The 21,479-nt window shown below is 38.2% G+C and carries 19 protein-coding genes and 5 tRNA genes; 23 read left to right on the top strand and 1 reads right to left on the bottom strand.

The window, feature by feature from the left end:
- Positions 1-66: 66 nt before the first annotated feature.
- A complete protein-coding gene (locus ACLHDF_RS06920; protein WP_413918162.1) occupies positions 67-1,278 on the top strand; it encodes an MFS transporter in 1,212 nt (403 codons plus the stop codon).
- Between the two features lie 13 nt (positions 1,279-1,291).
- Here the strand turns inward: ACLHDF_RS06920 and ACLHDF_RS06915 are convergent, their stop codons facing one another.
- Positions 1,292-2,074, bottom strand: a complete 783-nt coding sequence (locus tag ACLHDF_RS06915) for a DUF1189 domain-containing protein (protein WP_413918161.1) — start codon at positions 2,072-2,074, stop codon at positions 1,292-1,294.
- A 365-nt stretch (positions 2,075-2,439) separates the two neighbouring features.
- Here ACLHDF_RS06915 and ACLHDF_RS06910 point away from each other — a divergent pair, with 365 nt between their 5' ends.
- From ACLHDF_RS06910 to ACLHDF_RS06805, 22 genes are all read left to right on the top strand, one after another.
- Positions 2,440-2,925 carry a DUF456 domain-containing protein gene (locus ACLHDF_RS06910; protein ID WP_413918160.1) on the top strand — a complete coding sequence of 162 codons (486 nt, stop codon included), beginning with the start codon at positions 2,440-2,442 and terminating at the stop codon, positions 2,923-2,925.
- Between the two features lie 62 nt (positions 2,926-2,987).
- Positions 2,988-3,062, top strand: a tRNA-Asn gene (locus tag ACLHDF_RS06905).
- A gap of 1 nt (position 3,063) precedes the next feature.
- A tRNA-Met gene (locus ACLHDF_RS06900) sits at positions 3,064-3,137 on the top strand.
- A gap of 40 nt (positions 3,138-3,177) precedes the next feature.
- Positions 3,178-3,252, top strand: a tRNA-Asn gene (locus tag ACLHDF_RS06895).
- Between the two features lie 3 nt (positions 3,253-3,255).
- A tRNA-Ile gene (locus ACLHDF_RS06890) sits at positions 3,256-3,332 on the top strand.
- An 11-nt stretch (positions 3,333-3,343) separates the two neighbouring features.
- Positions 3,344-3,436 (top strand) — tRNA-Ser (locus tag ACLHDF_RS06885).
- A 197-nt stretch (positions 3,437-3,633) separates the two neighbouring features.
- Positions 3,634-4,242 (top strand): superoxide dismutase SodA, encoded by a 609-nt coding sequence (sodA, locus tag ACLHDF_RS06880; protein ID WP_413918159.1) that lies wholly within the window; start codon positions 3,634-3,636, stop codon positions 4,240-4,242.
- Between the two features lie 129 nt (positions 4,243-4,371).
- Positions 4,372-5,652, top strand: coding sequence for an MFS transporter (locus ACLHDF_RS06875; RefSeq protein WP_413918158.1), 1,281 nt, complete (start codon positions 4,372-4,374; stop codon positions 5,650-5,652).
- Positions 5,653-5,813: 161 nt separating this feature from the next.
- Positions 5,814-7,991, top strand: a complete 2,178-nt coding sequence (locus tag ACLHDF_RS06870; protein ID WP_413918157.1) for a peptidoglycan D,D-transpeptidase FtsI family protein — start codon at positions 5,814-5,816, stop codon at positions 7,989-7,991.
- 659 nt (positions 7,992-8,650) lie between these two features.
- On the top strand, positions 8,651-9,460 hold the full coding sequence (gene pstB / locus ACLHDF_RS06865) for a phosphate ABC transporter ATP-binding protein PstB (protein ID WP_413918156.1): 810 nt from the start codon (positions 8,651-8,653) through the stop codon (positions 9,458-9,460).
- Between the two features lie 22 nt (positions 9,461-9,482).
- Positions 9,483-10,142, top strand: coding sequence for a phosphate signaling complex protein PhoU (gene phoU / locus ACLHDF_RS06860; protein ID WP_413918155.1), 660 nt, complete (start codon positions 9,483-9,485; stop codon positions 10,140-10,142).
- Between the two features lie 191 nt (positions 10,143-10,333).
- Positions 10,334-10,828, top strand: coding sequence for a DUF4912 domain-containing protein (locus ACLHDF_RS06855; protein WP_413918154.1), 495 nt, complete (start codon positions 10,334-10,336; stop codon positions 10,826-10,828).
- Positions 10,821-13,139 carry a glycosyltransferase gene (locus tag ACLHDF_RS06850; protein ID WP_413918153.1) on the top strand — a complete coding sequence of 773 codons (2,319 nt, stop codon included), beginning with the start codon at positions 10,821-10,823 and terminating at the stop codon, positions 13,137-13,139. The genes ACLHDF_RS06855 and ACLHDF_RS06850 overlap by 8 nt, the downstream gene beginning before the upstream one ends.
- Positions 13,136-15,415, top strand: coding sequence for a sugar phosphate nucleotidyltransferase (locus ACLHDF_RS06845; protein WP_413918152.1), 2,280 nt, complete (start codon positions 13,136-13,138; stop codon positions 15,413-15,415). The genes ACLHDF_RS06850 and ACLHDF_RS06845 overlap by 4 nt, the downstream gene beginning before the upstream one ends.
- A 241-nt stretch (positions 15,416-15,656) precedes the next feature.
- Positions 15,657-15,806 (top strand): 50S ribosomal protein L33, encoded by a 150-nt coding sequence (gene rpmG, locus ACLHDF_RS06840; RefSeq protein ID WP_013059189.1) that lies wholly within the window; start codon positions 15,657-15,659, stop codon positions 15,804-15,806.
- A 46-nt stretch (positions 15,807-15,852) separates the two neighbouring features.
- On the top strand, positions 15,853-16,419 hold the full coding sequence (locus tag ACLHDF_RS06835) for a 5-formyltetrahydrofolate cyclo-ligase (RefSeq protein WP_413918151.1): 567 nt from the start codon (positions 15,853-15,855) through the stop codon (positions 16,417-16,419).
- Positions 16,406-17,203, top strand: a complete 798-nt coding sequence (locus ACLHDF_RS06830) for a DUF92 domain-containing protein (protein WP_413918150.1) — start codon at positions 16,406-16,408, stop codon at positions 17,201-17,203. The genes ACLHDF_RS06835 and ACLHDF_RS06830 overlap by 14 nt, the downstream gene beginning before the upstream one ends.
- A 51-nt stretch (positions 17,204-17,254) precedes the next feature.
- Complete coding sequence (locus ACLHDF_RS06825; RefSeq protein ID WP_013059186.1) at positions 17,255-17,431, top strand: hypothetical protein; 177 nt, start codon at positions 17,255-17,257, stop codon at positions 17,429-17,431.
- Positions 17,432-17,565: 134 nt separating this feature from the next.
- On the top strand, positions 17,566-19,098 hold the full coding sequence (locus tag ACLHDF_RS06820; RefSeq protein ID WP_413918149.1) for a rhomboid family intramembrane serine protease: 1,533 nt from the start codon (positions 17,566-17,568) through the stop codon (positions 19,096-19,098).
- 168 nt (positions 19,099-19,266) lie between these two features.
- Positions 19,267-19,473, top strand: a complete 207-nt coding sequence (locus ACLHDF_RS06815) for a YqgQ family protein (protein ID WP_013059184.1) — start codon at positions 19,267-19,269, stop codon at positions 19,471-19,473.
- Positions 19,474-19,475: 2 nt separating this feature from the next.
- Positions 19,476-20,444, top strand: coding sequence for an ROK family glucokinase (locus ACLHDF_RS06810; RefSeq protein WP_413918148.1), 969 nt, complete (start codon positions 19,476-19,478; stop codon positions 20,442-20,444).
- 111 nt (positions 20,445-20,555) lie between these two features.
- Positions 20,556-21,458, top strand: a complete 903-nt coding sequence (locus ACLHDF_RS06805; protein ID WP_413918147.1) for a M14 family metallocarboxypeptidase — start codon at positions 20,556-20,558, stop codon at positions 21,456-21,458.
- The last annotated feature ends 21 nt before the right edge of the window (positions 21,459-21,479 follow it).

Raw genomic sequence — 21,479 nt, 5'->3', positions numbered from 1 at the left:
CTTCATTCTTTTGCTTATGTGTAAAGCCTATGCTTGTCTTACTTAAATATGATTGGAGAACGGAATTTGAAAGAAAAATTAATGATTGTCTCATTAGGTTTATTGCCTTTAATCATGGTATTAGGTAATTCCATGCTCATTCCTCTGTTACCAAACATTCAAAAGTCGCTTCACTTAAGCGGAGTCCAAACCAGTTTAATACTGAGTGCATTTTCGATTCCAGCTGCTCTTTGCATCCCTGCTGTAGGGATTTTATCAGACCGATACGGGCGTAAAAAGTTAATTGTGTATTCACTCATCATGATAATAATCGGTAGCTTTGTCGCTGCTAGCAGTGCTTCGTTCTCTTCTGAAAGTTTTGCTGTGTTGATGGCTGGAAGAGTGATTCAAGGGATTGGAGCCGCTGGTACTACAACGTTGGCAATGGCATTAACTGGAGATGTATTTATAGGGGAAAAAAGAGCAAAAGTCCTCGGGATTTTAGAAGTGTATAACGGAGCTGGAAAAGTGGTTGCGCCTATAATCGGAGCATCGGCAGCACTCGTTGTATGGCATGCCGCATTTTTTGTGTATCCTTTAGCTGCAGGTGCTGCTTTAGTAGGTATAGTCATGTACGTGAAAGAGGGAAAAACAGGTTCAGATTCAGTATCTGTTCGAGAATATTTAAAGAGAGCTATCCAGATTGTCTATGATAAAAGGAAAGCGCTTTTTCCTTCGTTTTTTGTCGGGGGATTGGGATTGTTTTTATTATTTGGCATTTTATATTACCTATCCTTTTTAATAGAGGAAACGTATCATATAGACGGTTTTTTTAAAGGAACCGCTTTTTTGTTTCCTCTTGGTGCAATGACGCTCGTTTCTTATTGGACAGGTCAACGCATCAAAACGGATGTAGGGCTCATGAAAAAATTAATGATAGTAGGAATAACTCTTTTATTCCTGATGTTTGGAGTATTAACGATTATTTATACGCTTCCTGTGTTGATGTTTTGTTTGACAGTCGCCTTTGGAGGCTTAGGATTTGTTCTTCCGTGTATTAATATGATGATTACTTCAGCGGCTTCAGACGAAGAAAGAGGGTTTATTGTATCCATTTATGGAACGGTGAGGTTTTTAGGAGTAGCATTGGGTCCTGTTATTTTTGAAGTATGGATGCATAATGAAAGGCTGATGTTTATTTATAGCTTTATCCTGCTCGCAGCAGGAGGTTTGTGGGTTTTGTATCAGTTGAAAATTCTTTCTTCTGCAATGGTAAGAAAAAAAATTGTACAGAAATAAAGCCTCGTTCTCTTTAAGAGAACGAGGCTTTATTAGGCTTTACGTTTTTTCTTATTGGAAGTCCGATGATAAGCAACAAGTAAATGAAGAATGTTCCTATCCAGTAAAGGGAGCTATGTATTGCTAGAGACAAAGAAAAAGCTTCAAATAGCGTATAGATCAACGTGAAGGCTACCGTACTATAAGCGCTCAGTGCCCATAGCTGCTTGAAAGGAAGCTGCTTTTTGGTAAAGAGTCCAATCAGTTTCCCGAGATAGGCGAGGCAGGTAATAGAAAGGAAGTTTAGTCCAGATGTTAATGCGTACAGTAAAAGCATAGCGATAGGAACAAGTATGTATAAAGAAGATTTTTGTTCGTGCAGCAGGTTTAACAGTTCATTTTTATCTTTATGGTGCCAATTTAATAAATCATATGAATATGTTTGTGTTTGTGAATTAGTCGTGATGTAAATCCCATCCTTTAAGAAACCAATCGCATGAGCAGGAGAATGAAAACGTTCAATAGATTGTGAGGGATTTAAGATAAAAGCAGTGCCGTTTACTTTTTTTGTGAAAGGCTGACTTGACGTAAGCCGTGAATTTGAAATAGAAAAAGAAGAAACAGATTTTGGAAGATCTGTAGTAGCGATATGATAGCCGTTTACAATCGTCAAAGTCATAAAGAAAAATGTAGGCAGCAAGGAAATAAGTGTTAAAAATAATATAAAGCCAATCGTTTTGTTTGTATGCTCAAAGCGAAGTGACCTTATTTTTGGGAAGGAAGTAAGACTCCATGCTATCTTTTTCAGCATGCTCATTGTAAAGCCTCCTCTTATTCAAAATTCTGATTATACCTTATTTTATAGTGAAAATTTAAGGTTTACAATAAATTTTTAGGAACCTTTTCCAATTACAATGATGCAATGGAGCGTTTTGGCAAAAGCACATCTTATGTTTAAATAAACGTATATGTACAGGTTCTAATCCGGTCTTTTTTGTAAATGTTATTAGCAGCTAAGAACTGGAGATCGTGCTTTAAGTACTGCAGAAGCGGCGCTTGAAATCGTTATCTCAAGATATATTTTAAAGTAAAATAAAGGAAGGTCTTGTGAGACCAAGGTCTTTCTTTATGCGGGTAGTTATTGTATGATAAATAGTAATAATAAAAAGGATAGGTGCGAGTATGGCCATTTTATGTTGGACATTAATTATCGTTAGCTTTGTTGTATCGTTTGTCGGGCTGATTTATCCGATTATCCCAAGCGTGCTATTTGTAGCGCTGGGATTTGTTATATACGGTTTGTTTTATGACTTTAGTTCCTATAGCTGGCTGTTTTGGGTGATACAAGGATTATTAGTTCTAGCGCTTTTTTTGGCAGACTATGTAGCCAATATTATCGGGGTGAAAAAATTCGGAGGTACCAAAGCAGGTGTGTGGGGAAGCACGGTTGGACTGCTTGTAGGTCCGTTTATCATCCCTGGATTTGGAATTATTTTAGGTCCGTTTATCGGAGCGATTGTGGGAGAGCTGATTGTTCATCGAACAACGATTAGCAACGCAGTGAAAATTGGAGTAGGTTCTGTTATTGGGTTTTTTAGTGGTGCCATCTCAAAAGGATTTATTCAACTACTGATGATCGCCTATTTTTTATACGCTGTTTTAAAATAATGTATTGACTTTAGGTTTAAAACATGTTAAATTTTTAATGTCGCTAGTAAATGTTATATTGTTCCACAGTAGCTCAGTGGTAGAGCTATCGGCTGTTAACCGATCGGTCGTAGGTTCGAGTCCTACCTGTGGAGCCATGGCGGTGTAGCTCAGCTGGCTAGAGCGTACGGTTCATACCCGTGAGGTCGGGGGTTCGATCCCCTCCGCCGCTATTTTCCAATTTGCATTTGTGACATACATAATTTATATTATTCCACAGTAGCTCAGTGGTAGAGCTATCGGCTGTTAACCGATCGGTCGTAGGTTCGAGTCCTACCTGTGGAGCCATGTGGACCCTTAGCTCAGCTGGTTAGAGCAGACGGCTCATAACCGTCCGGTCGCAGGTTCGAGTCCTGCAGGGTCCACCATTTATACGGGTGGAGGAATACCCAAGTCCGGCTGAAGGGATCGGTCTTGAAAACCGACAGGGGTGTTAAAGCCCGCGGGGGTTCGAATCCCTCTTCCTCCGCCATACTATTGTCTATTCAAAGCTTCTTTTAAGAAAAAGAGGCTTTTTTTATGTTTAAAAGAATAGTGAATGGGAATTAGGTAAATATAAATCATGGATTAAGTACTTTTTATTTGAAACAGTAGGGTAAATTTGCTAATCTAGACGTATATGGTGCTTTAGCGCCAAAATGCTTACATATTTTGAAGGAGGAATTATTCATGGCTTACAAATTACCAGAACTACCTTATGCATACGATGCACTTGAACCACATATCGACAAAGAAACAATGAATATTCACCACACAAAACATCACAACACATATGTTACAAACCTAAACGCTGCTGTTGAAGGTAAAGCGGATTTAGAAAACAAAAGTATTGAAGAGTTAATTTCAAACTTAGATGCTGTTCCTGAAGATATCCGTACAGCAGTACGCAATAACGGTGGCGGTCATGCTAACCACTCATTATTTTGGACAATCCTTTGCCCTAACGGTGGCGGTGCTCCAACTGGTGAATTAGCAGACGCTATCGCTAACAAATTTGGCAGCTTTGATCAATTCAAAGAAGAATTTGCAAATGCAGCTAAAACTCGCTTCGGTTCTGGCTGGGCTTGGTTAGTTGTAAACAACGGTGAATTAGAAGTAACAAGCACACCAAACCAAGATAGCCCATTAATGGAAGGCAAAACGCCAATCCTTGGTCTAGATGTTTGGGAGCATGCTTACTACTTAAATTACCAAAACCGTCGTCCGGATTACATTTCAGCATTCTTTAATGTTGTAAAATGGGACGAAGTTGCTAAGCGTTACGACGCTGCAAAATAAGTTAAAGACGTATTTAAAAGCCAGTAAAGTAATTATTACCTTTACTGGCTTTTTTGTTTTCCAATTCTTTTACATATCTCCTTTTCTTTTTCACACACTAGTTGTAGAAGAGAAAAGGAGTTTTTTGATATGCCTTTATTAAAAAAAGTAGTTGGAGATGTAGAAGTTAGTAAAGATTTACTTTTGCTTTTAATTATAGGCGGTCTTTATGCCTTGGCTATTTCGATTTCCAATTCGTTTGTTAACATTTATCTGTGGAAACAATCAGGAGAATTTTCGGATCTCGCTATTTATAATTTAGCGGTAGCGGTGCTTCAGCCGCTTACGTTTATTTTAGCAGGTAAATGGGCCAAACGAATTGACCGGGTAGTGGTTTTAAGGTTAGGTGTATCTTTTTTAGCTGTTTTTTATATCGCTGTATTAGTCAGTGGAGCTAACGCAGCTGAGTATTTAGTATTGCTTGGTGGACTACTGGGTATAGGATATGGCTTTTATTGGCTAGCTTTTAATGTACTAACTTTTGAAATTACAGAACCTGATACAAGAGACTTTTTTAACGGATTTTTAGGAATCTTAAACTCTTTTGCAGGGATGATTGGTCCTTTAGGAGCGGGCTTCGTTATTTCCGCTTTGTATGAATCACTTGGGTATAAAATTGTCTTTGGTGTATCTCTGCTATTATTTATTGGTGCTGTTGTCCTTAGTTTTTTTATTACTAGACGGACAGCGGAGGGAGTATACAAATTTAAAGCAGTATGGGCTGAACGAAAAGTCAATAAAGACTGGAATCGAATATTGCAAGCTCATTTCTTCCAAGGGTTGCGTGAAGGTACGTTCATTTTTGTTGTATCCGTCATGGTGTTTATTACGACGGGAAGTGAATTAGCTTTGGGGACATATGGATTGGTGAATTCAGCGGTTGCGTTTGTAGGATACTATGTAGCTTCAAGGTTTATTAAGCAAAAAAATCGCCTTAGATTTATTTTAACAGGGGGAATCCTTCTTTATGGAGCAGTGTTTTTGCTTATCTTTAACTTATCTTATCCGAAGTTAATTATATATGCTGTTTGTATCGCCATTGCTTATCCTATTTTATTGGTTCCATTCATTTCTTTAACGTATGATGTGATTGGACGGGCAAAAGACGTTGTTTCAAAAAGAATCGAATACATTGTGGTCAGAGAAGTATTTTTGAACATCGGGCGCGTCGTTTCCATATCTTTATTTTTAGTAGCTGTATTGTTTTTTGATGAAGCAAAAAGTATTCCCGTTTTATTGGCTATTGTCGGAGCAGGGCATACGATCATTTACTTTTGTGTAAGACATATTTCACAGCCTGTACACAAAAAAGAAACTACGGTTACTCCTCCACCAGTATTAAATGAAGGAGACGGAGAGTCACCAGCTTAGCGTGTTGTTAGCTCCTTAATTTGTACTATGGAAAATGTCTTGCATTTCTTTTAGAATGAATACGTTGCGTAAATAGGCACCTGCCGGGTGTCTATTTATTTGCTAAATGTCTGATTTTATGGTGTCATGGTATATATGTTTTATAAAGTGTAGGTGTTGGTATGAAAAAGAAAAAAAGAAGAAAAAGTCACGTGCCTTTTCGTGTGAACTTACTTTTCTTGACCGTATTTACCCTATTTTCCGTATTGATTTTGCGGTTGGGGCTTGTTCAAATTGTGTACGGTGAGAATTACGAACGAGAAGTCGAAAAAACACAGGATGTTACAGTCAGTACGCCTGTTCCTCGAGGGAAAATGTACGATCGTTATAACCGCGTAATTGTAGATAATACCTCTTTAAATACGATTACATATACTCGTTTTCAAGGAAATACAGCTGAAGAGAGGCTGCGCATTGCAAAAAAGTTAGCCACTATGATCGATGTTCCTTACACCACAAATGTGATTGATATTCCAGAAAATAAAAAGAATAAAGATTCTAAAAATGTGGTAAAAATTACAGAACGCGACATGAAAGACTATTGGATTATGCTTCATCCAAAAAAAGCGGAGCAGAAAATTACGCAAGCTGATCGCAAAAAAGTTCAAGACGGTGAAATGACTGATGACGAACTGTATCAACGTCAGTTAGATCGCATCTCTAAAAAAGATTTAGAAAGTTTAAAGAGTGATTTAGAAGTTCTCGCTATTAAGCGCCAAATGGAGGCAGGTTATTCTAACACGCCACAAATTGTTAAAAGCGGTGTGACCAATGAAGAGTATGCCGTTGTAAGTGAGCATTTAGACGAGCTTCCAGGTGTTGATACAACAACGTATTGGGATCGCTCATACCCAGAAAACAGTACTCTCCGTACTTTGCTTGGAAATGTATCCTCTGCCAACGAGGGACTGCCTAAAGATAAAGTGCAGTACTACTTGTCAAGAGGCTATAGCCGAAATGACCAAGTTGGGACGAGCTATTTAGAGAAGCAATACGAAGCTCAGCTCAGCGGTCAAAAAGAAAAAGTTCAGTATGTAACAGATGATAAAGGAAATCTCCTTGATACAATTCAAGTTTCTAAAGGCGAACGCGGCAGTGATTTGGTTTTAACCATTGATATGGAGCTTCAAAAAGCAATAGAAAAACAAATTACGGACCAGCTTTTAGCTAAAAAACAAATGAAAGGGACGCAATTTTTAGACCGTGCTTTTGTTATTATGATGGATCCTCATACAGGAGAAATTTTAACGATGGCAGGTAAAAAATACACTATTGATAAGAAGACCGGAGTACCTAAAATAGAAGATTTTGCATTAGGGAATATTTCAACATCTTATACAATGGGCTCTGTTGTAAAAGGAGCAACGGTTCTGGCTGGCTTAGATTCAGGGGCTATTAAGCCAAATACAGTGTTAGTTGATGAACCGTTAAAAATTAAAGGAACACCGATTAAGAAATCAGCTGAGGCTGAAGGATTAGGGCCATTAACGTATTCATCAGCATTAAAATATTCATCCAATGTATTTATGTTTAAAACGGTAATGGCGATGGCTGGATTACAGTACCATAAGAACATGACTTTACCGATTGAACCTGATACATTCAGCGAACTGCGTTCTTACTACAGTCAGTTCGGTTTAGGCGTATCTACAGGCATAGACCTTGATAACGAATCGACAGGGGTCCAAGGAGGAAGCGATGTTCCGGGTACGGCGCTTGATTTAGGAATAGGTCAGTATGATACGTACACGCCGCTGCAGCTTGTTCAATATACCTCTGCAATAGCTAACGGAGGGTATCGTATCAAGCCACAGCTAGTAAAAGAAATCCGAAAACCAACGATTAAAACCGATGAAATTGGCGGTACGCAGCATTCATTTGAACCTGATGTATTAAATCGTATCACGATGAAAGAAGAATACATTAAAGATGTTCAAAATGGCTTTAAGCGCGTTACGCAAGAACAAGGCGGTACAGGATATGCAGCTTTCCATACAGCGAGCTATAATCCTGCTGGTAAATCAGGAACGGCACAAGCCTATGAGAAAAACCCAAACGGAGGAGATCCGGTTAAAGTCAATAACTCAAACTTCGTAGCCTTTGCTCCGGCAAATGATCCTGAAATTGCAGTAGCTGTTGTTGTACCATCGGCATTTGTGCCAAGTGCACCAAATACCATTACAAAAGAGCTTGCTCGTTCTGCTCTCGATACGTACTTTGATTTAAAGAAAAAAGGCGAACAAGAAGTAAAAGACCAGGAAGAGAATCAACAGGCTGTCATTGCAAACGACGCTAATTAAAGAAACTGGGACAAAAGTGTTTTAGTTGAAGGAAGATCCGAACGATGAATCGAGATTCTTGATTAAGAATCAACTTCGTTCGGATTTTTTTATTAGTATGGTGAATGTAGGTTTCATGTACATATTTGCTTCTAGCGGTTGAGTGGAAGGTAAGGCGAAGATTCCTGGGGGAAAAGCGGAATAGGTGAGACCCCGCAGGAGCGTAAGGGACGAGGAGGCTCACCGGCCGCCTGCGGAAAGCGAAGTCTTGCACGGAAATTAACCGCGGTGGAACAAGCGATTCATACTAGCTTATTTATCCTATTTATTCGTCTTTAGATTCGGTTGATTTAGTTATGTCTCAATCTTTTCTTTTTTACTAAAAGTCTTTACATAGATGGTTTTTTATTGAATTTAAGGGTCATAGGAACTAGTTTTTTACCTAAAAAATACGAAGATAGACCTTCATTTACAAAACCTTTACATTGAGTTAAAACACAATTAATAGTCGGCTATTATTCTTTAATTGTAAGGTTTAATAGGAAATGATAAAAGTAACGAGGAAGCGTTTTGGCTTCTCGTCTTTATTTACAATGATAGTAAACAATAGATATTAAATAGACATAGAGAGACTTTTATTGTGCTCAAAACGGTTAAAGACGATGAAGGAGGATTATCCAATGGCAATAACAATGGAATTGACTAACAAAGAAAAAGTGAATACTCCGCAAACAAAAGAAGTTGTATATAAAACAAAAGGTTTAAATTTATGGTATGGCGACACACATGCTTTGAAAAATATTGATTTAGACATTCATGCTAACGAAGTTACCGCGATTATCGGTCCTTCAGGCTGCGGGAAATCAACGTATATCAAAACGTTAAATCGTATGGTAGAAATGACCCCAATTGTCCGGACGTCAGGTGAGATCGAATATAGAGGGAAAAATATTTTTGATAAATCGTATCATGTAGAAGAACTGCGGACGCAAGTAGGGATGGTTTTTCAAAAACCAAATCCGTTCCCAAAATCTATTTATGACAATATTGCGTACGGTCCCAGAATTCATGGCGTTCGCAATAAGAAAAAACTAGATGAAATTGTTGAAAAAAGTTTACGAGGAGCAGCTATTTGGGACGAAGTTAAAGATCGTTTGAATCAAAATGCAAATGGTTTGTCAGGTGGACAACAGCAGCGTATCTGTATTGCGCGTTGCTTGGCCATTGAACCAGACGTTATTTTGATGGATGAACCTACTTCTGCACTTGATCCAATTTCAACTTTAAAAGTAGAAGAGTTAGTACAAGAATTAAAGAAAGACTTTAGTATTATTATTGTTACACATAATATGCAGCAAGCTGCGCGTATTTCAGATAAAACAGCATTTTTCTTAAATGGAGAAGTGGTAGAGTACGCAGAAACAGATAAAATCTTCTCAATGCCATCTGATAAACGTACAGAAGATTATATTACAGGTCGTTTTGGTTAAGACATACAAGGAGATGGGATGAGTGGTTGTACGTGAAAAGTTTCATGGTGATTTAAAAATATTACGTGAAAAATTATTGGAAATAGGGCGTCTAACGCATGAGGCGCTATCCAAATCAATTGAAGCATTGCAAACAGGCAATATTGAGCTGGCGCTAGAAATTATCGATGGTGATGCATACGTTGATGATCTAGAAGAAGAAATTAATGACTTAGCTATTTTACTTATTGCGAAGCAACAGCCGGTGGCTATCGATTTAAGACGTATTATCGTAGCAATTAAAATTGCCTCGGATGTTGAGCGTATGGCAGACTTTGCGGTTAACGTAGCAAAATCGGCTATACGAATCGGAAATGAAGAATTGATTAAACCGTTAGAACACGTGAAGAAAATGCACGACATTTCCATTGAAATGCTGAGTCTTTCATTAAAAGCTTATCATGAGGAAGATCTTGTGTTAGCTAAAAAAGTAGCGGAAATGGACGATGAAGTGGATGAGCTTTACGGAATAACAATCAAAGAACTTTTAAGCCTTGCTAAGGAAAAGCAGGAGGCAATGAACCAAATTACACAGCTTTTATTTGTAGCCCGATATTTAGAACGTACGGCTGATCATACCACTAACGTAGCAGAAAGCGTATTTTACCTTGTGAAAGGCAAACGCTACGATTTAAACGAATAGTAGAAAAACCTCTTCTAATAAGTGAAGAGGTTTTTTTGTTAGCCAATTACAATAACGATGCTAATCTGAATTTTTAACACGAATCGACAAATTGTGTTTATTGTGGCAACTTTTTCTGAATGGTAAGATGTTAATAAGTTTATACGGCGCTTGTATGTTAAAAAAAATATAAGAAACGAAGTGATAAAACAGTGGCTGCTAATCTTATTCAAAACGTAAATGTGTGTATAGCTACTCAAATTGACTCATCTCGTATTTATGTTCACTGGTCGTTTTCAGAGCATATTCGAGAGATGGTAGAAAGTATGTTTTCGACACGATGGGGAGAATTGAATCTAGCTATGTGTACGTATGATATAACAGGTCTTCATTTTAACGGCCATGAATCAAATCGCTATTATATGAATCGTCTGGCCTCTCAGCAAGACTTCATGTTTATGGGTAGCTTGGAAAGTGAGCGTACGTATGTAATGGATATTGGCGTTCAAGATAAAGAAGAAAGCTTTTTTTCCCTTCTTCGTTCGAATCCGGTTTATTTAATGAAAGAAAAACATGAACAAGTGAATGTAAATTCGCTAGGTTGGATGTACGAACCTGTAAAAATTCACCAGGGTGTTCAAAATGAATTTAGCACATATTCCTTATATTCAAATGACTTGGAGCAGGTGAAGAAGCAATATGAGTAGTGATGACTGTATTCTTTTAACTTATATGCATTATCCGTTGCTGCACATAATTCAGGCAGAGAGCGAGTATCTTCTGTTTGAGCAAATAACGCACGAATTGATTCCTTTTTTAGATCAAATTGAGTCTAAGAAGTTGATAGGCCCAACAGCGGTGATGTCTTCTGTGCTTTTGAATGTATTAAATGACGAGGAGTTTAATACTCGTTACGCTCGATATTTACAACAATTTTCAAGCCTGCAGCATCAGAGAGCACTCTCTTTTTTAACAAAGTGGGACGAGAGCTTGTTCTCAGCCTGCAAATATTTCTTTCAGCATGACATGATGGAATGTATTCCTACTACCGTAACGAACGCGTTTGTTTCCATTCTTAAAACCGAACGAACGATAAATCTCCAAATTACAGAAGCAATACGTGTTTTTCAACAGTTTTTTGAAAAAAAGCCCGCTGGTTTTTTTATACAGCAAGGAGAATACACTCATCAAGTAGATATGCTGCTGAAATCTCATGAAATTCGCTACACATTTGTGAAGTCAGCAACAGATGAACTAAAAAAGTCGCCTGCTGGCATTATCTTGTTTCCATATCCTAAGCAAGGCAAACAAGTTGAGGAAGGGACAATAAATAAGGCGAGTGCTTTTTTAGATTTGAAAGCAGAGAAATCGCTTGGCTTTCAGCGAATGCAAGCAGCAAGCGGTACATTTCAATATCCTCTAGATTACGTAAGGGATATACCGTTTCACCAAAATGAAACTCTTGCACTCTACGGTGCAACAAAAAGCGCTGAATTTGTCAGTGAAAACAACCAATTGTTTATTTCAAGCGTACAGAAGTCAGAGGCAATGCTAGACGTTATCGATTCTAAAAATCCCCGTATCGTGAATGCCATCTACCGACAGTGGCTCATTTTAAGTAGCAGCGATTGGCTTTATAGATTTGAAGAGTTGAGAGATGAATACAAAAGGCAAGTAAAGCTGTTTGATTTTCTTTGTCACGAAGAAGATTCAATTATGGATAGTGAAAACAGTTTCCTTCTAGAGAGTTCTTTTTTACACCCTATAAAAGAGATAGATCCGGCGGCTTTACCACTAAATCAGTATAAAGGTGGTCTCTCCATTTTAATGCTTGCATGGGAATTCCCTCCGCTAGTTATAGGAGGACTTGCACGCCATGTATTTGATTTATCCAGAGCCTTAGCAAAGGCGGGCCATCACGTTAGTGTATTAACAACGTATGTAGAGGGGCTGCCGGAATATGAGCGCTTATACGATGTTCACGTTTACCGAGTGAAAAGCCTGCAGCCCCATCATCCAGATTTTTTGACATGGGTGAACAGTTTGAATATGGCAATGGCTCTTAGAGGAATGCAGCTAGGCTACAAGCTGTCTTTTGATGTTATTCATGCTCATGACTGGCTTGTTGCATCCGCAGCAAAATGTTTAGCGGATAACACCGATAGACCGTTAATTACAACCATTCACGCGACAGAACACGGGCGAAATAATGGTATTCATAACGATATGCAGCAGAAAATTCACGCACAAGAAGAGGAGCTGATTCAACAGTCAAGCTCAATTATTGTCTGCAGTGATTATATGAAGAAAGAATTAATCAAGTTGTTTCATGTAGAAGAAGATAAAATTGCTGTATTTCCAAATGGAATTGACAAGCAGCTGGTAGTTGATGCAGTCAACGAGCGATTGAAAGAAAGTTTACAAAAGAAATATAATTTTAGAAAGGCCCCTATTATTTTTTCGATTGGACGAATTGTATATGAAAAAGGATTTCAGCTCTTTATTGAAGCAGCGGAAATATTTAAGCAGCAACAAGTAGATGTTCAATTTGTCGTGGCAGGAAAAGGGCCTTTACTTCATGAGTTTCGAAAACAGGTAAGTGAAAAGCAATTAGACCAATACGTGTATTTTATTGGGTACATTACGGATAACGAACGAAACCAGCTTCTTCAAGCTTGTAAAATGGTTGTTTTTCCAAGTCTATATGAACCTTTTGGTATTGTGGCTTTAGAGGGAATGGTAGCTAAGAAACCAACTATCGTTGCCGACACAGGAGGTCTAAGCGATATTATTTCAAATTTCGACACGGGTCTGACTTTTGCTCGAGGAGATACGAACGAATTAATCAACTGTATTGAATTTTTGTTAAAAAATGAAAAAATAGCTGCGAAAATCAGCGAAAGTGGGTATAGAAAAGCAACAACTATGTTTAGCTGGGAAAAAATCGCTATTGATACAAGTAAGCTGTTTCAACATCACATTTGCCAGGATAAAAAAAGAAGGGAGGCAAAAAAGTGAAAGCCATTATACTTGCTGGCGGTAAAGGAACAAGACTGCAGCCCTTGACCTATGCTATCCCAAAGCCTATGCTGCCGCTTTATGATAAGCCTGTGATGGAATATAGTATTGAACTGCTTAAGGAACATGGAATTACAGAGATTGGGATTACGCTGCAGTATAGGCATGAGCAAATCATCGAATATTTCGGAGATGGCTCTCAGTGGGGAGTAACGCTTACCTATTTTATCGAAAAAGAGCCTCTTGGAACAGCGGGTGGAATTAAGCGAGCAGAAGCCTTTATTGAGGAAGATTGTATTATTATTAGTGGAGACGCCTTAACGGAAATTAATCTTCAAGACGTTATTCATTTTCACTATGAACGAAAAAGTGAAATGACCATTGTTACAAAAGAAGTAAACGACGTGCGTGGCTATGGAGTGGTGACGGTAGATGAAGGGCATCGAGTCACAGGATTTGTAGAGAAACCGACCTACGAACAGGCCAATAGCCGATTGATTAATACGGGAGTGTATGTGATCAAAAAATCCGTTCTTGATTACGTGAATTCTTATGGTCCCACAGACTTTAGCTTTGACATTATTCCACTTCTTTTGGAATATAACCATATTGTATGTAGTTTTGTAACGGAGGATTATTGGATTGATATTGGGCAAATCCACCACTATCGTCAAGCACACTATGATTTATGGAGTAAGTGGTTTGGCAATAGGCAAAAAAGTATTGTCTCAGGTGACGCCCTTATAGAAGAAGGGGTGACTATTTACGATCCTGTTTACGTAGGAGAAAATGTTGTGGTTAAAAAAGGTGCTTCAATTGGTCCTTACACGATTATCGGAACCAATAGCCTCATAGAAGCACATGCTGCAATCGATAAAACAATTTTGCTTCAAAATGTAACGGTAGGGGAAGAATCGTTTTTATACAACGCTACGATAGGTCCCTATGTAAATGTTCAAGCAATGACTACGTATGTCCAAGATACAGTAGCTGAAAATCAAGTGCTGCCTCAACTTTCTGTAAAAACAGATGCTTCTATCTTCAAGAACGGTCGGCTGTATGTACATTCATCCATTGATCGAGAAAGGCTATACTATGCTTTATTACTTGTATGCAAACATCACGGTTCGTTCTGTCTAGCAAGCGATGATAAAGGAGCAGCTATTCAGCTTCGTAAAGAATGCTTTTCTTTTTTACGAAGTAAGCATTCAGCTGTGTATGATATAGAAAAAGAAGCTCTCCCAGTGTTTCGATATTATATGATGACTTCACAAACGAGCATTGGTATTTATATCGGTGTTGATACCAAAAACAGCGGATTATTTTTAGAAATATATGATAAGGAAGGGCAATTAGTTAATCAGCTCATTGAAAAAAAGATTGAGAGAACTTACCTTCAAACTAAAAAAACAGATATAAAGGCTTCTGTTCCATGTAAAGAAGCTAATATACGCAATATTCGTGAAGAATATTCTGAGGCTTTAGTAAAATCAATTAATCAGCATGTTTTATTAGCAGATAGTATGCGAATTGGTGTAATTTGTTCGCCGTTTATACAGGAAGTTGTCGAACTATTGTGTAAGCGTCTTCGGGTCCATGTTTTGTTTTTAAACAAAAGGGAGAAAACAGAGGAAATCAAACGAATAATTAAAAAAAATAAGCTGTCTTTTTGTATTCAAATTAAAGAAGATGGAGAAACATTTGCTCTATATGATGAAAAAGGCTGCAGTGTAAATGATTCAGAAATTATGTCGCTTTATATTTATAGCGTATACATGACAAAAAAAGTAGCATTCGTTCCTATTCCTATACACTATTCATCCACCCTAGAAACATTTGCTCAATCTCTCAATCAATCATTTATGAGGACAAAAGCAAAAAAACGTGATTTGCTGAGTCTTTTGGGTCCTATTCAATTTCAGTTAGATGCCATGTATGCTTTATGTCAGTTAATAGAATTAATTATGATGCAACAGCGTAGAATTTCTGAAATGATTCAATATGTCCCGCACGCCTATATGAACTGGCGCTATATTTCATGTCCGCTAGAAATCCAAGACCAAGTAATGAAGAAGTTATTAGAAGAGGCAATTGGTAAACAAGTGTATGTAATTGATGGCTTAAAAATTTACCATGATCCTCATGAATGGACGCTTATTTTGCCAGATGGTCACTTGCCCGTATTAAATATCTATTCAGAGGCGTTAAACACTCAGACTGCAAAGAAGCTGTCGGCATATTTTGTGGAAAAAATACAAGAGTATCAAAGAGTGTAAATAATGGTTTTTATATAAAAGAAAGGAAGTCCACCTCTCATAAAGAGAGCTATGTTTATTTCAAGAAACCTCATCTATATACAAGCGTAGTAGAGAAGGGGCTCAAGGTTCTAAGAAGAAAGAAAAAGTGACGAAATGAAATTAAATGACTTTCTTCAAAAAAACAGACTGGCATTTCTTTTGGAAAAATGATATTATATTAAAGTCTGATTTATGTTTATAATGTTTGGAGGGAAAATAGATGCGCGTAAACGTTACATTAGCTTGCACTGAAACTGGTGACCGTAATTACATTACAACTAAAAACAAGCGTAATAACCCAGATCGTCTTGAGTTAAAAAAATACAGCCCAAGACTTAAAAAAGTTACACTTCATCGTGAAACAAAGTAAGCAGTAGGAGTACAATCCTGCTGTTTTTTTTATAGGGGGAATTAAAATGAAATCTCATCTGCGCAAAGAGATGAAGCGTGTTCTTAATTTAATTTCTGAAGAGCAGCACGAAGCACATTCAACGAGCATAGCAAATGCACTGTATGAAACTTGGTTATGGAAAGAAGCTAGAGTCGTTGCAGTTACGGTTTCAAGAAATAAAGAAGTTAATACGAAAGCTATCATTGAACGTGCTTGGAAAGATGGAAAGAAAGTAGCTGTTCCAAAATGCAACCCCACAACATCTCAAATGATTTTCTACGAGATTACGAATTTTTCACAGCTTGAAACAGTGTACTACGGCTTAGCCGAGCCAATTGTTGAGGAAACTGTTCCTGTCTCAAAATCTTCGATTGATTTACTCTTGGTTCCTGGTGTGGTATATAGTAAAAATGGATATCGAATCGGATATGGAGGCGGCTATTACGATCGTTATTTAACAAACTATACCGGACATAAGCTAAGCCTTGCATTTGATTGTCAAGTCGTTTCAGAGGTTCCATATGAATCTCACGATATTCCCGTTGAGTATATTTTGACAGAGAAGGAGCTTATTTGCTGTGAATCTGTTTGATGTTGTCATGATCATCGTAATATTACTCATGGCAGGAGCAGGCTACATAGCAAAAGCACTGACTGTATCGGGAGCCTGCATGTCTTTTATCGTAGGAGCGAGCGTTTATATCGGTTTTTCGCTTCAAGGATTTTTACTCTTACTCTTATTTTTTAGTACTTCTACATTGTGCAGTAAGTACAAAAAAGAAAAAAAACGTGTATTAGAAGAAAAGTTAGAAAAGCACGACAGACGAGATTATATTCAGGTCCTTGCTAACGGAGGTGTAGCCGCTGCTTGCGGTTTGTTATATGCTGCAACAGCTTTGCCTGTTTGCATATGGATGTTTATGATTAGTATTTCCGCTGCTAACGCCGACACGTGGGCATCTGAAATAGGGTCTCTTAGTAAGAGGCCGCCGTTTTACATTTGGACGTTAAAGAGAGTGGAAGCGGGTACCTCAGGAGCCGTTTCGCTGTTAGGCACAGCAGCGGGAGCAGCGGGAGCTTTTCTTATTGCAATCGCTTGTTATTTTGCTTTTCCATCCATAACGCTCAGTGGTATATTGCTAGTCGGATGCTTTGGTTTTATTGGAAACGCTATAGACACCCTTCTTGGAGCAAGTGTGCAAGTTCGTTTTCGCTGTCAAAGCTGTGGTATTGAAACGGAACGGAAAGATCATTGCAGCAAACCGACGATAAAAGAGAAAGGCATAACTTTTTTTAACAATGATGTTGTGAACCTTGCTTCTATTTTACTTGCTGCATTTACAGGCGGAATCCTTATCATGCTTTTACCTATATAAGAGCATAAAATGTTCGTCATAGGAGCAAAGTAAACGTAAGGAGGCTTGAAAATGAGACATATTGTATTAGTACTTACGCTTTTAGTCGTTGGAACGCTGGGCTACCAAATGAGATACCGTGTTTTAAATTCGCTATTTGGAAATTCGTTTATCCGCAGTCTAGCTGTTCGTTCATTTTTTAATTTGCCGTTTGTTCGGGATCGTTTAATGAAGCAGGTCTTCCGCTGAGAGCGAAAGATACATAAAAAACACCTTACAAGCCTGTAAGGTGTTTTTTTGTAGAAAGAGAAAAAGGGAAAATCGTTGCTTTTTTCCTGGCTTTCTGCCATCTTTACATATAGAGAGTATGAGGAGGTGACTATTTGTCTAGGCAAGATTTTTATTATTTGCAGCTGGCACAGCAATTGCTTGGCCATTCTTCATATGAGTTGATTTCAATGAAAGCTGATGCTTCAGAGTTATGGTTTCAATCTCCGCATCGTAAAGGTAAGTCAATTGTCCGCATAGTCCGCCGAAATTTTAAATCAGCCGTTGAGCAGCAAAAAGATGTATTATATGCATTGCAAAGAGCCGAGAATGTGCGAAAGCAGAGCGGTAAATCAACGCTTACTCTTGACACGATTTACTTTGCTGATTTTGATCCTTTTTATACAGAGCAGTCCTTAGAAAGTGCACAAAGTCCGTCTAAAGTGAATAGCTACGTTGAACAACTAACAGCAGAGAACGCAAGTGCTTATGAACCTCTATTCGAACAGCTGGGTCTTACATTAGAAAGCGCAGACAATTTCTCTTCTGAAGAAGAAGCGCAGCGAATAGAACAGTGGAAAAATGAAATTGTGCTCTTTGTGCGGAAAAAACAAAGCAAAGAACAACAAATAGCCGGGTATGGGAAACCTATTTTTACATATATGTTTTTAGCGCTGCAAATCCTAATGTTTCTATTTCTGGAGTGGAAGAGCAGCACACACGATACGCTTACTCTGATTCAATACGGAGCTAAATACAATCCCTTAATTATGGAAGGTGAATGGTGGCGTTTTTTCACACCTATGATTTTACATATAGGACTTCTGCATTTGCTTATGAATAGTGTAGCCCTGTATTACCTAGGAACGCTTGTGGAGAGGATATATGGCAGTGGGCGTTTTATATTTATTTATATATTTGCGGGGTTTGCAGGATCTCTAGGAAGTTTTATATGGAATACGTCTATTTCGGCAGGGGCCTCAGGTGCCATTTTTGGTTGCTTTGGAGCTTTATTATTTTTAGCAAGAACAAATCCGCGCTTCTTTTTTCGAACAATGGGGTCCAGTTTCATTGTTATCATTGTAATTAACTTGATTTTTGGGTTTGTTGCGCCGAACGTCGATAATGCAGGGCATATTGGTGGTTTGGTTGGCGGATTTTTGGCTGCGAGCATTGTCAGTTTACCGAAACAAAAAAAGCTGTATATTCAAATTCCGGCTTTCATTTGTACGCTGTTATTAGTAGGAAGTCTGCTTTTTTATGGATATCATGAGCGTTCTATTTATCAAGATGAGCCCTACGCACTCCGCATAGCCGCTACGTATCTTCAGCAGAAGGAGTATGAAGAAGCAAAAGACGCCATTAAGCTTTTTATTGAAAAAGGGACAGGAAACAGTAAAATATATTTCGTCAGTGCTAACGCAGAATTTTATCTTGAAAATTATAAAGAAGCTAAACAGCAATTGAAGCAGGCTGTAAAGTATGATTCAACTTTTCATCAGGCGTATTACAATTTAGCTCTGGTGAATATGAAACTGAATGATATTCAAGCGGCCACACAAAACATAGATAAAGCGACTGCGCTTGAACCGCAAAATGAAAAATATGAAAAGCTGAAGCAACAGCTACAAAATAAAATTATGGAATGACGAATTTAATATTTTATACTTTACTATTGTGAGAACGTTTACTAGAATATTAATATGTAGACCTAGCAGTGGGCGTTAAATACGGCCGCTGTTTATGACTGAATGACTGTTGAGTTATCTCAAAATAAATGAATCATATCACCTAGAAAATAGGATAAAGGTGACAGAATGAATACATTATATGATGTACAACAATTATTAAAGTCCTTCGGCATTTTTATATACGTGGGCGATCGTATTGCTGATTTGGAGCTGATGGAAGCAGAAGTGAAGGAGCTATATCAGTCTAATTTGATTGATGTACGTGATTACCAAATGGCAATTCTTTTGCTTCGTCGAGAGTTAAAACAACAAAAAGAGAAAAAGGATGAATGAACATGGATGACAAATGGTTAGTTGGAGTTGATTTAGGCGGTACAACAATAAAAATGGCCTTTATTAATCATTATGGAGAAATCATTCACAAGTGGGAAATTAATACGGATGTGAGCGAGCAAGGCCGTAAAATTCCAACGGATATTGCAAAAGCAATTGATAAAAAGTTAAACGATCTTGGAGAAGTAAAATCAAGGTTAGTGGGAATTGGTATTGGTGCACCGGGCCCTGTCAACTTTGCAAACGGTTCGATTGAAGTAGCTGTCAATTTAGGATGGGAAAAATTCCCTATAAAAGATATCTTGGAAGTAGAAACTTCTCTTCCTGTTGTAGTAGACAATGATGCAAACATTGCAGCGATCGGAGAAATGTGGAAAGGTGCTGGAGACGGAGCGAAAGATTTGCTTTGCGTTACGCTTGGTACAGGTGTTGGCGGCGGTGTTATTGCAAACGGTGAAATTGTACAAGGCGTAAATGGAGCTGCTGGTGAAATTGGGCATATTACTTCTATTCCTGAAGGCGGAGCGCCGTGTAACTGCGGCAAAACCGGCTGTTTAGAAACAATTGCTTCAGCAACTGGAATTGTCCGTTTAACAATGGAAGAATTAACGGAAACGGACAAATCAAGTGAGCTTCGCACAGTGTTAGAGCAAAATGGACAAGTCACATCTAAAGATGTATTTGATGCAGCTCGTTCAAAAGACGAGTTAGCTATGCATGTAGTAGACAAAGTTGCCTTTCATTTAGGTCTAGCACTAGCAAACTCTGCTAATGCATTAAACCCTGAGAAAATCGTTCTAGGCGGTGGTGTGTCTCGTGCAGGCGAGGTATTACTTGCACCGGTAAGAGATTATTTCCAACGTTTTGCATTTCCTCGCGTAGCGCAAGGTGCTGAACTAGCAATTGCTACTTTAGGAAACGATGCGGGAATTATTGGAGGAGCTTGGTTAGTTAAATCTTATTTTGAATAATAAGCAAGAATCTAACTGAGATAAAAAAGCGCTTTGACTAAATGTCAAAGCGCTTTTTTATCATGCATCTTTTCAATCCTTACATATACATAGTGTAAAGGAGTGAAGATTATGCGAGTTGTAGATATCCAAAAGCCATACGATTACATTCGAACAATAAAAGATATACAAACGCTTTTGACTTACTACCCCTATGGTTCTCTTGAATGGATAGGGTGCAGCGTGCTTGGAAAGCCGATTCCTCATATTTTAATTGGAAACGGAGAGCGAAAGGTTCATGTTAACGCGTCTTTTCATGCCAATGAATGGATTACGACGAATGTTCTTCTGCAGTTTATGGAAGATTGCTTAGCTGCTCTTCACTATGATCAGGCGCTATCTGGCCAAGATGCAAGAGCCCTTTTTAATCAAATTACGCTTTCTGCGGTTCCAGTTGTTAACCCAGACGGAGTAGATCTGGTTTTAAAAGGTCCTTCTGTAAGCGAACCCTATGCATCTTTTCTTTCTAAAATAGGAAGAGATTTTCCAGATTTTCAAAGTTGGAAAGCAAATATCCGAGGGGTGGACTTAAACAATCAGTTTCCAGCTTATTGGGAAATTGAAAAAAAACGTAAAGAACCTAAAGCTCCGCATTATCGTGACTTTCCGGGCTATCAATCTCTCTCTGAACCTGAAGCGCAGGCAATGGTCAAACTTGTTGAGCGTCATGATTTTGATTGTGTGATTGCTTTACATACCCAAGGAGAAGAATTTTATTGGGGGTATATGAATGAAGAGCCGAAGGAAGCAGAGGAAATAGCCAGCTATTTCGAAAGGGTAAGCGGTTATAAAGCAGTCAAAACGATCGACAGTCACGCAGGATTTAAGGATTGGTTTATTTTGAAAAAGAAAAAGCTGGGGTTCACGTTAGAACTGGGTAAAGGAATTAATCCGCTGCCTTTATCTCAAATATCGCGCGTATATAATCCAACTAAGGCTATTTTACTTGCAGCTATGAATTATCTATCTACTTAAAAAGCCATGCAAAGCATCTGC

Source organism: Priestia megaterium (assembly GCF_046599315.1).
In the GTDB taxonomy this organism is placed as follows: Bacteria; Bacillota; Bacilli; order Bacillales; family Bacillaceae_H; genus Priestia; species Priestia megaterium_F.
This window is presented reverse-complemented; position numbering and strand designations above follow the sequence as displayed.

Bases quoted from the DNA above. Each gene is read 5' to 3' on its own strand.
- ACLHDF_RS06915 (WP_413918161.1), bottom strand. From the start codon at position 2,074: ATGAGCATGCTGAAAAAGATAGCATGGAGTCTTACTTCCTTCCCAAAA.
- ACLHDF_RS06910 (WP_413918160.1), top strand. From the start codon at position 2,440: ATGGCCATTTTATGTTGGACATTAATTATCGTTAGCTTTGTTGTATCG.
- sodA (WP_413918159.1), top strand. From the start codon at position 3,634: ATGGCTTACAAATTACCAGAACTACCTTATGCATACGATGCACTTGAA.
- ACLHDF_RS06875 (WP_413918158.1), top strand. From the start codon at position 4,372: ATGCCTTTATTAAAAAAAGTAGTTGGAGATGTAGAAGTTAGTAAAGAT.
- ACLHDF_RS06870 (WP_413918157.1), top strand. From the start codon at position 5,814: ATGAAAAAGAAAAAAAGAAGAAAAAGTCACGTGCCTTTTCGTGTGAAC.
- pstB (WP_413918156.1), top strand. From the start codon at position 8,651: ATGGCAATAACAATGGAATTGACTAACAAAGAAAAAGTGAATACTCCG.
- ACLHDF_RS06850 (WP_413918153.1), top strand. From the start codon at position 10,821: ATGAGTAGTGATGACTGTATTCTTTTAACTTATATGCATTATCCGTTG.
- rpmG (WP_013059189.1), top strand. From the start codon at position 15,657: ATGCGCGTAAACGTTACATTAGCTTGCACTGAAACTGGTGACCGTAAT.
- ACLHDF_RS06835 (WP_413918151.1), top strand. From the start codon at position 15,853: ATGAAATCTCATCTGCGCAAAGAGATGAAGCGTGTTCTTAATTTAATT.
- ACLHDF_RS06825 (WP_013059186.1), top strand. From the start codon at position 17,255: ATGAGACATATTGTATTAGTACTTACGCTTTTAGTCGTTGGAACGCTG.
- ACLHDF_RS06815 (WP_013059184.1), top strand. From the start codon at position 19,267: ATGAATACATTATATGATGTACAACAATTATTAAAGTCCTTCGGCATT.
- ACLHDF_RS06810 (WP_413918148.1), top strand. From the start codon at position 19,476: ATGGATGACAAATGGTTAGTTGGAGTTGATTTAGGCGGTACAACAATA.
- ACLHDF_RS06805 (WP_413918147.1), top strand. From the start codon at position 20,556: ATGCGAGTTGTAGATATCCAAAAGCCATACGATTACATTCGAACAATA.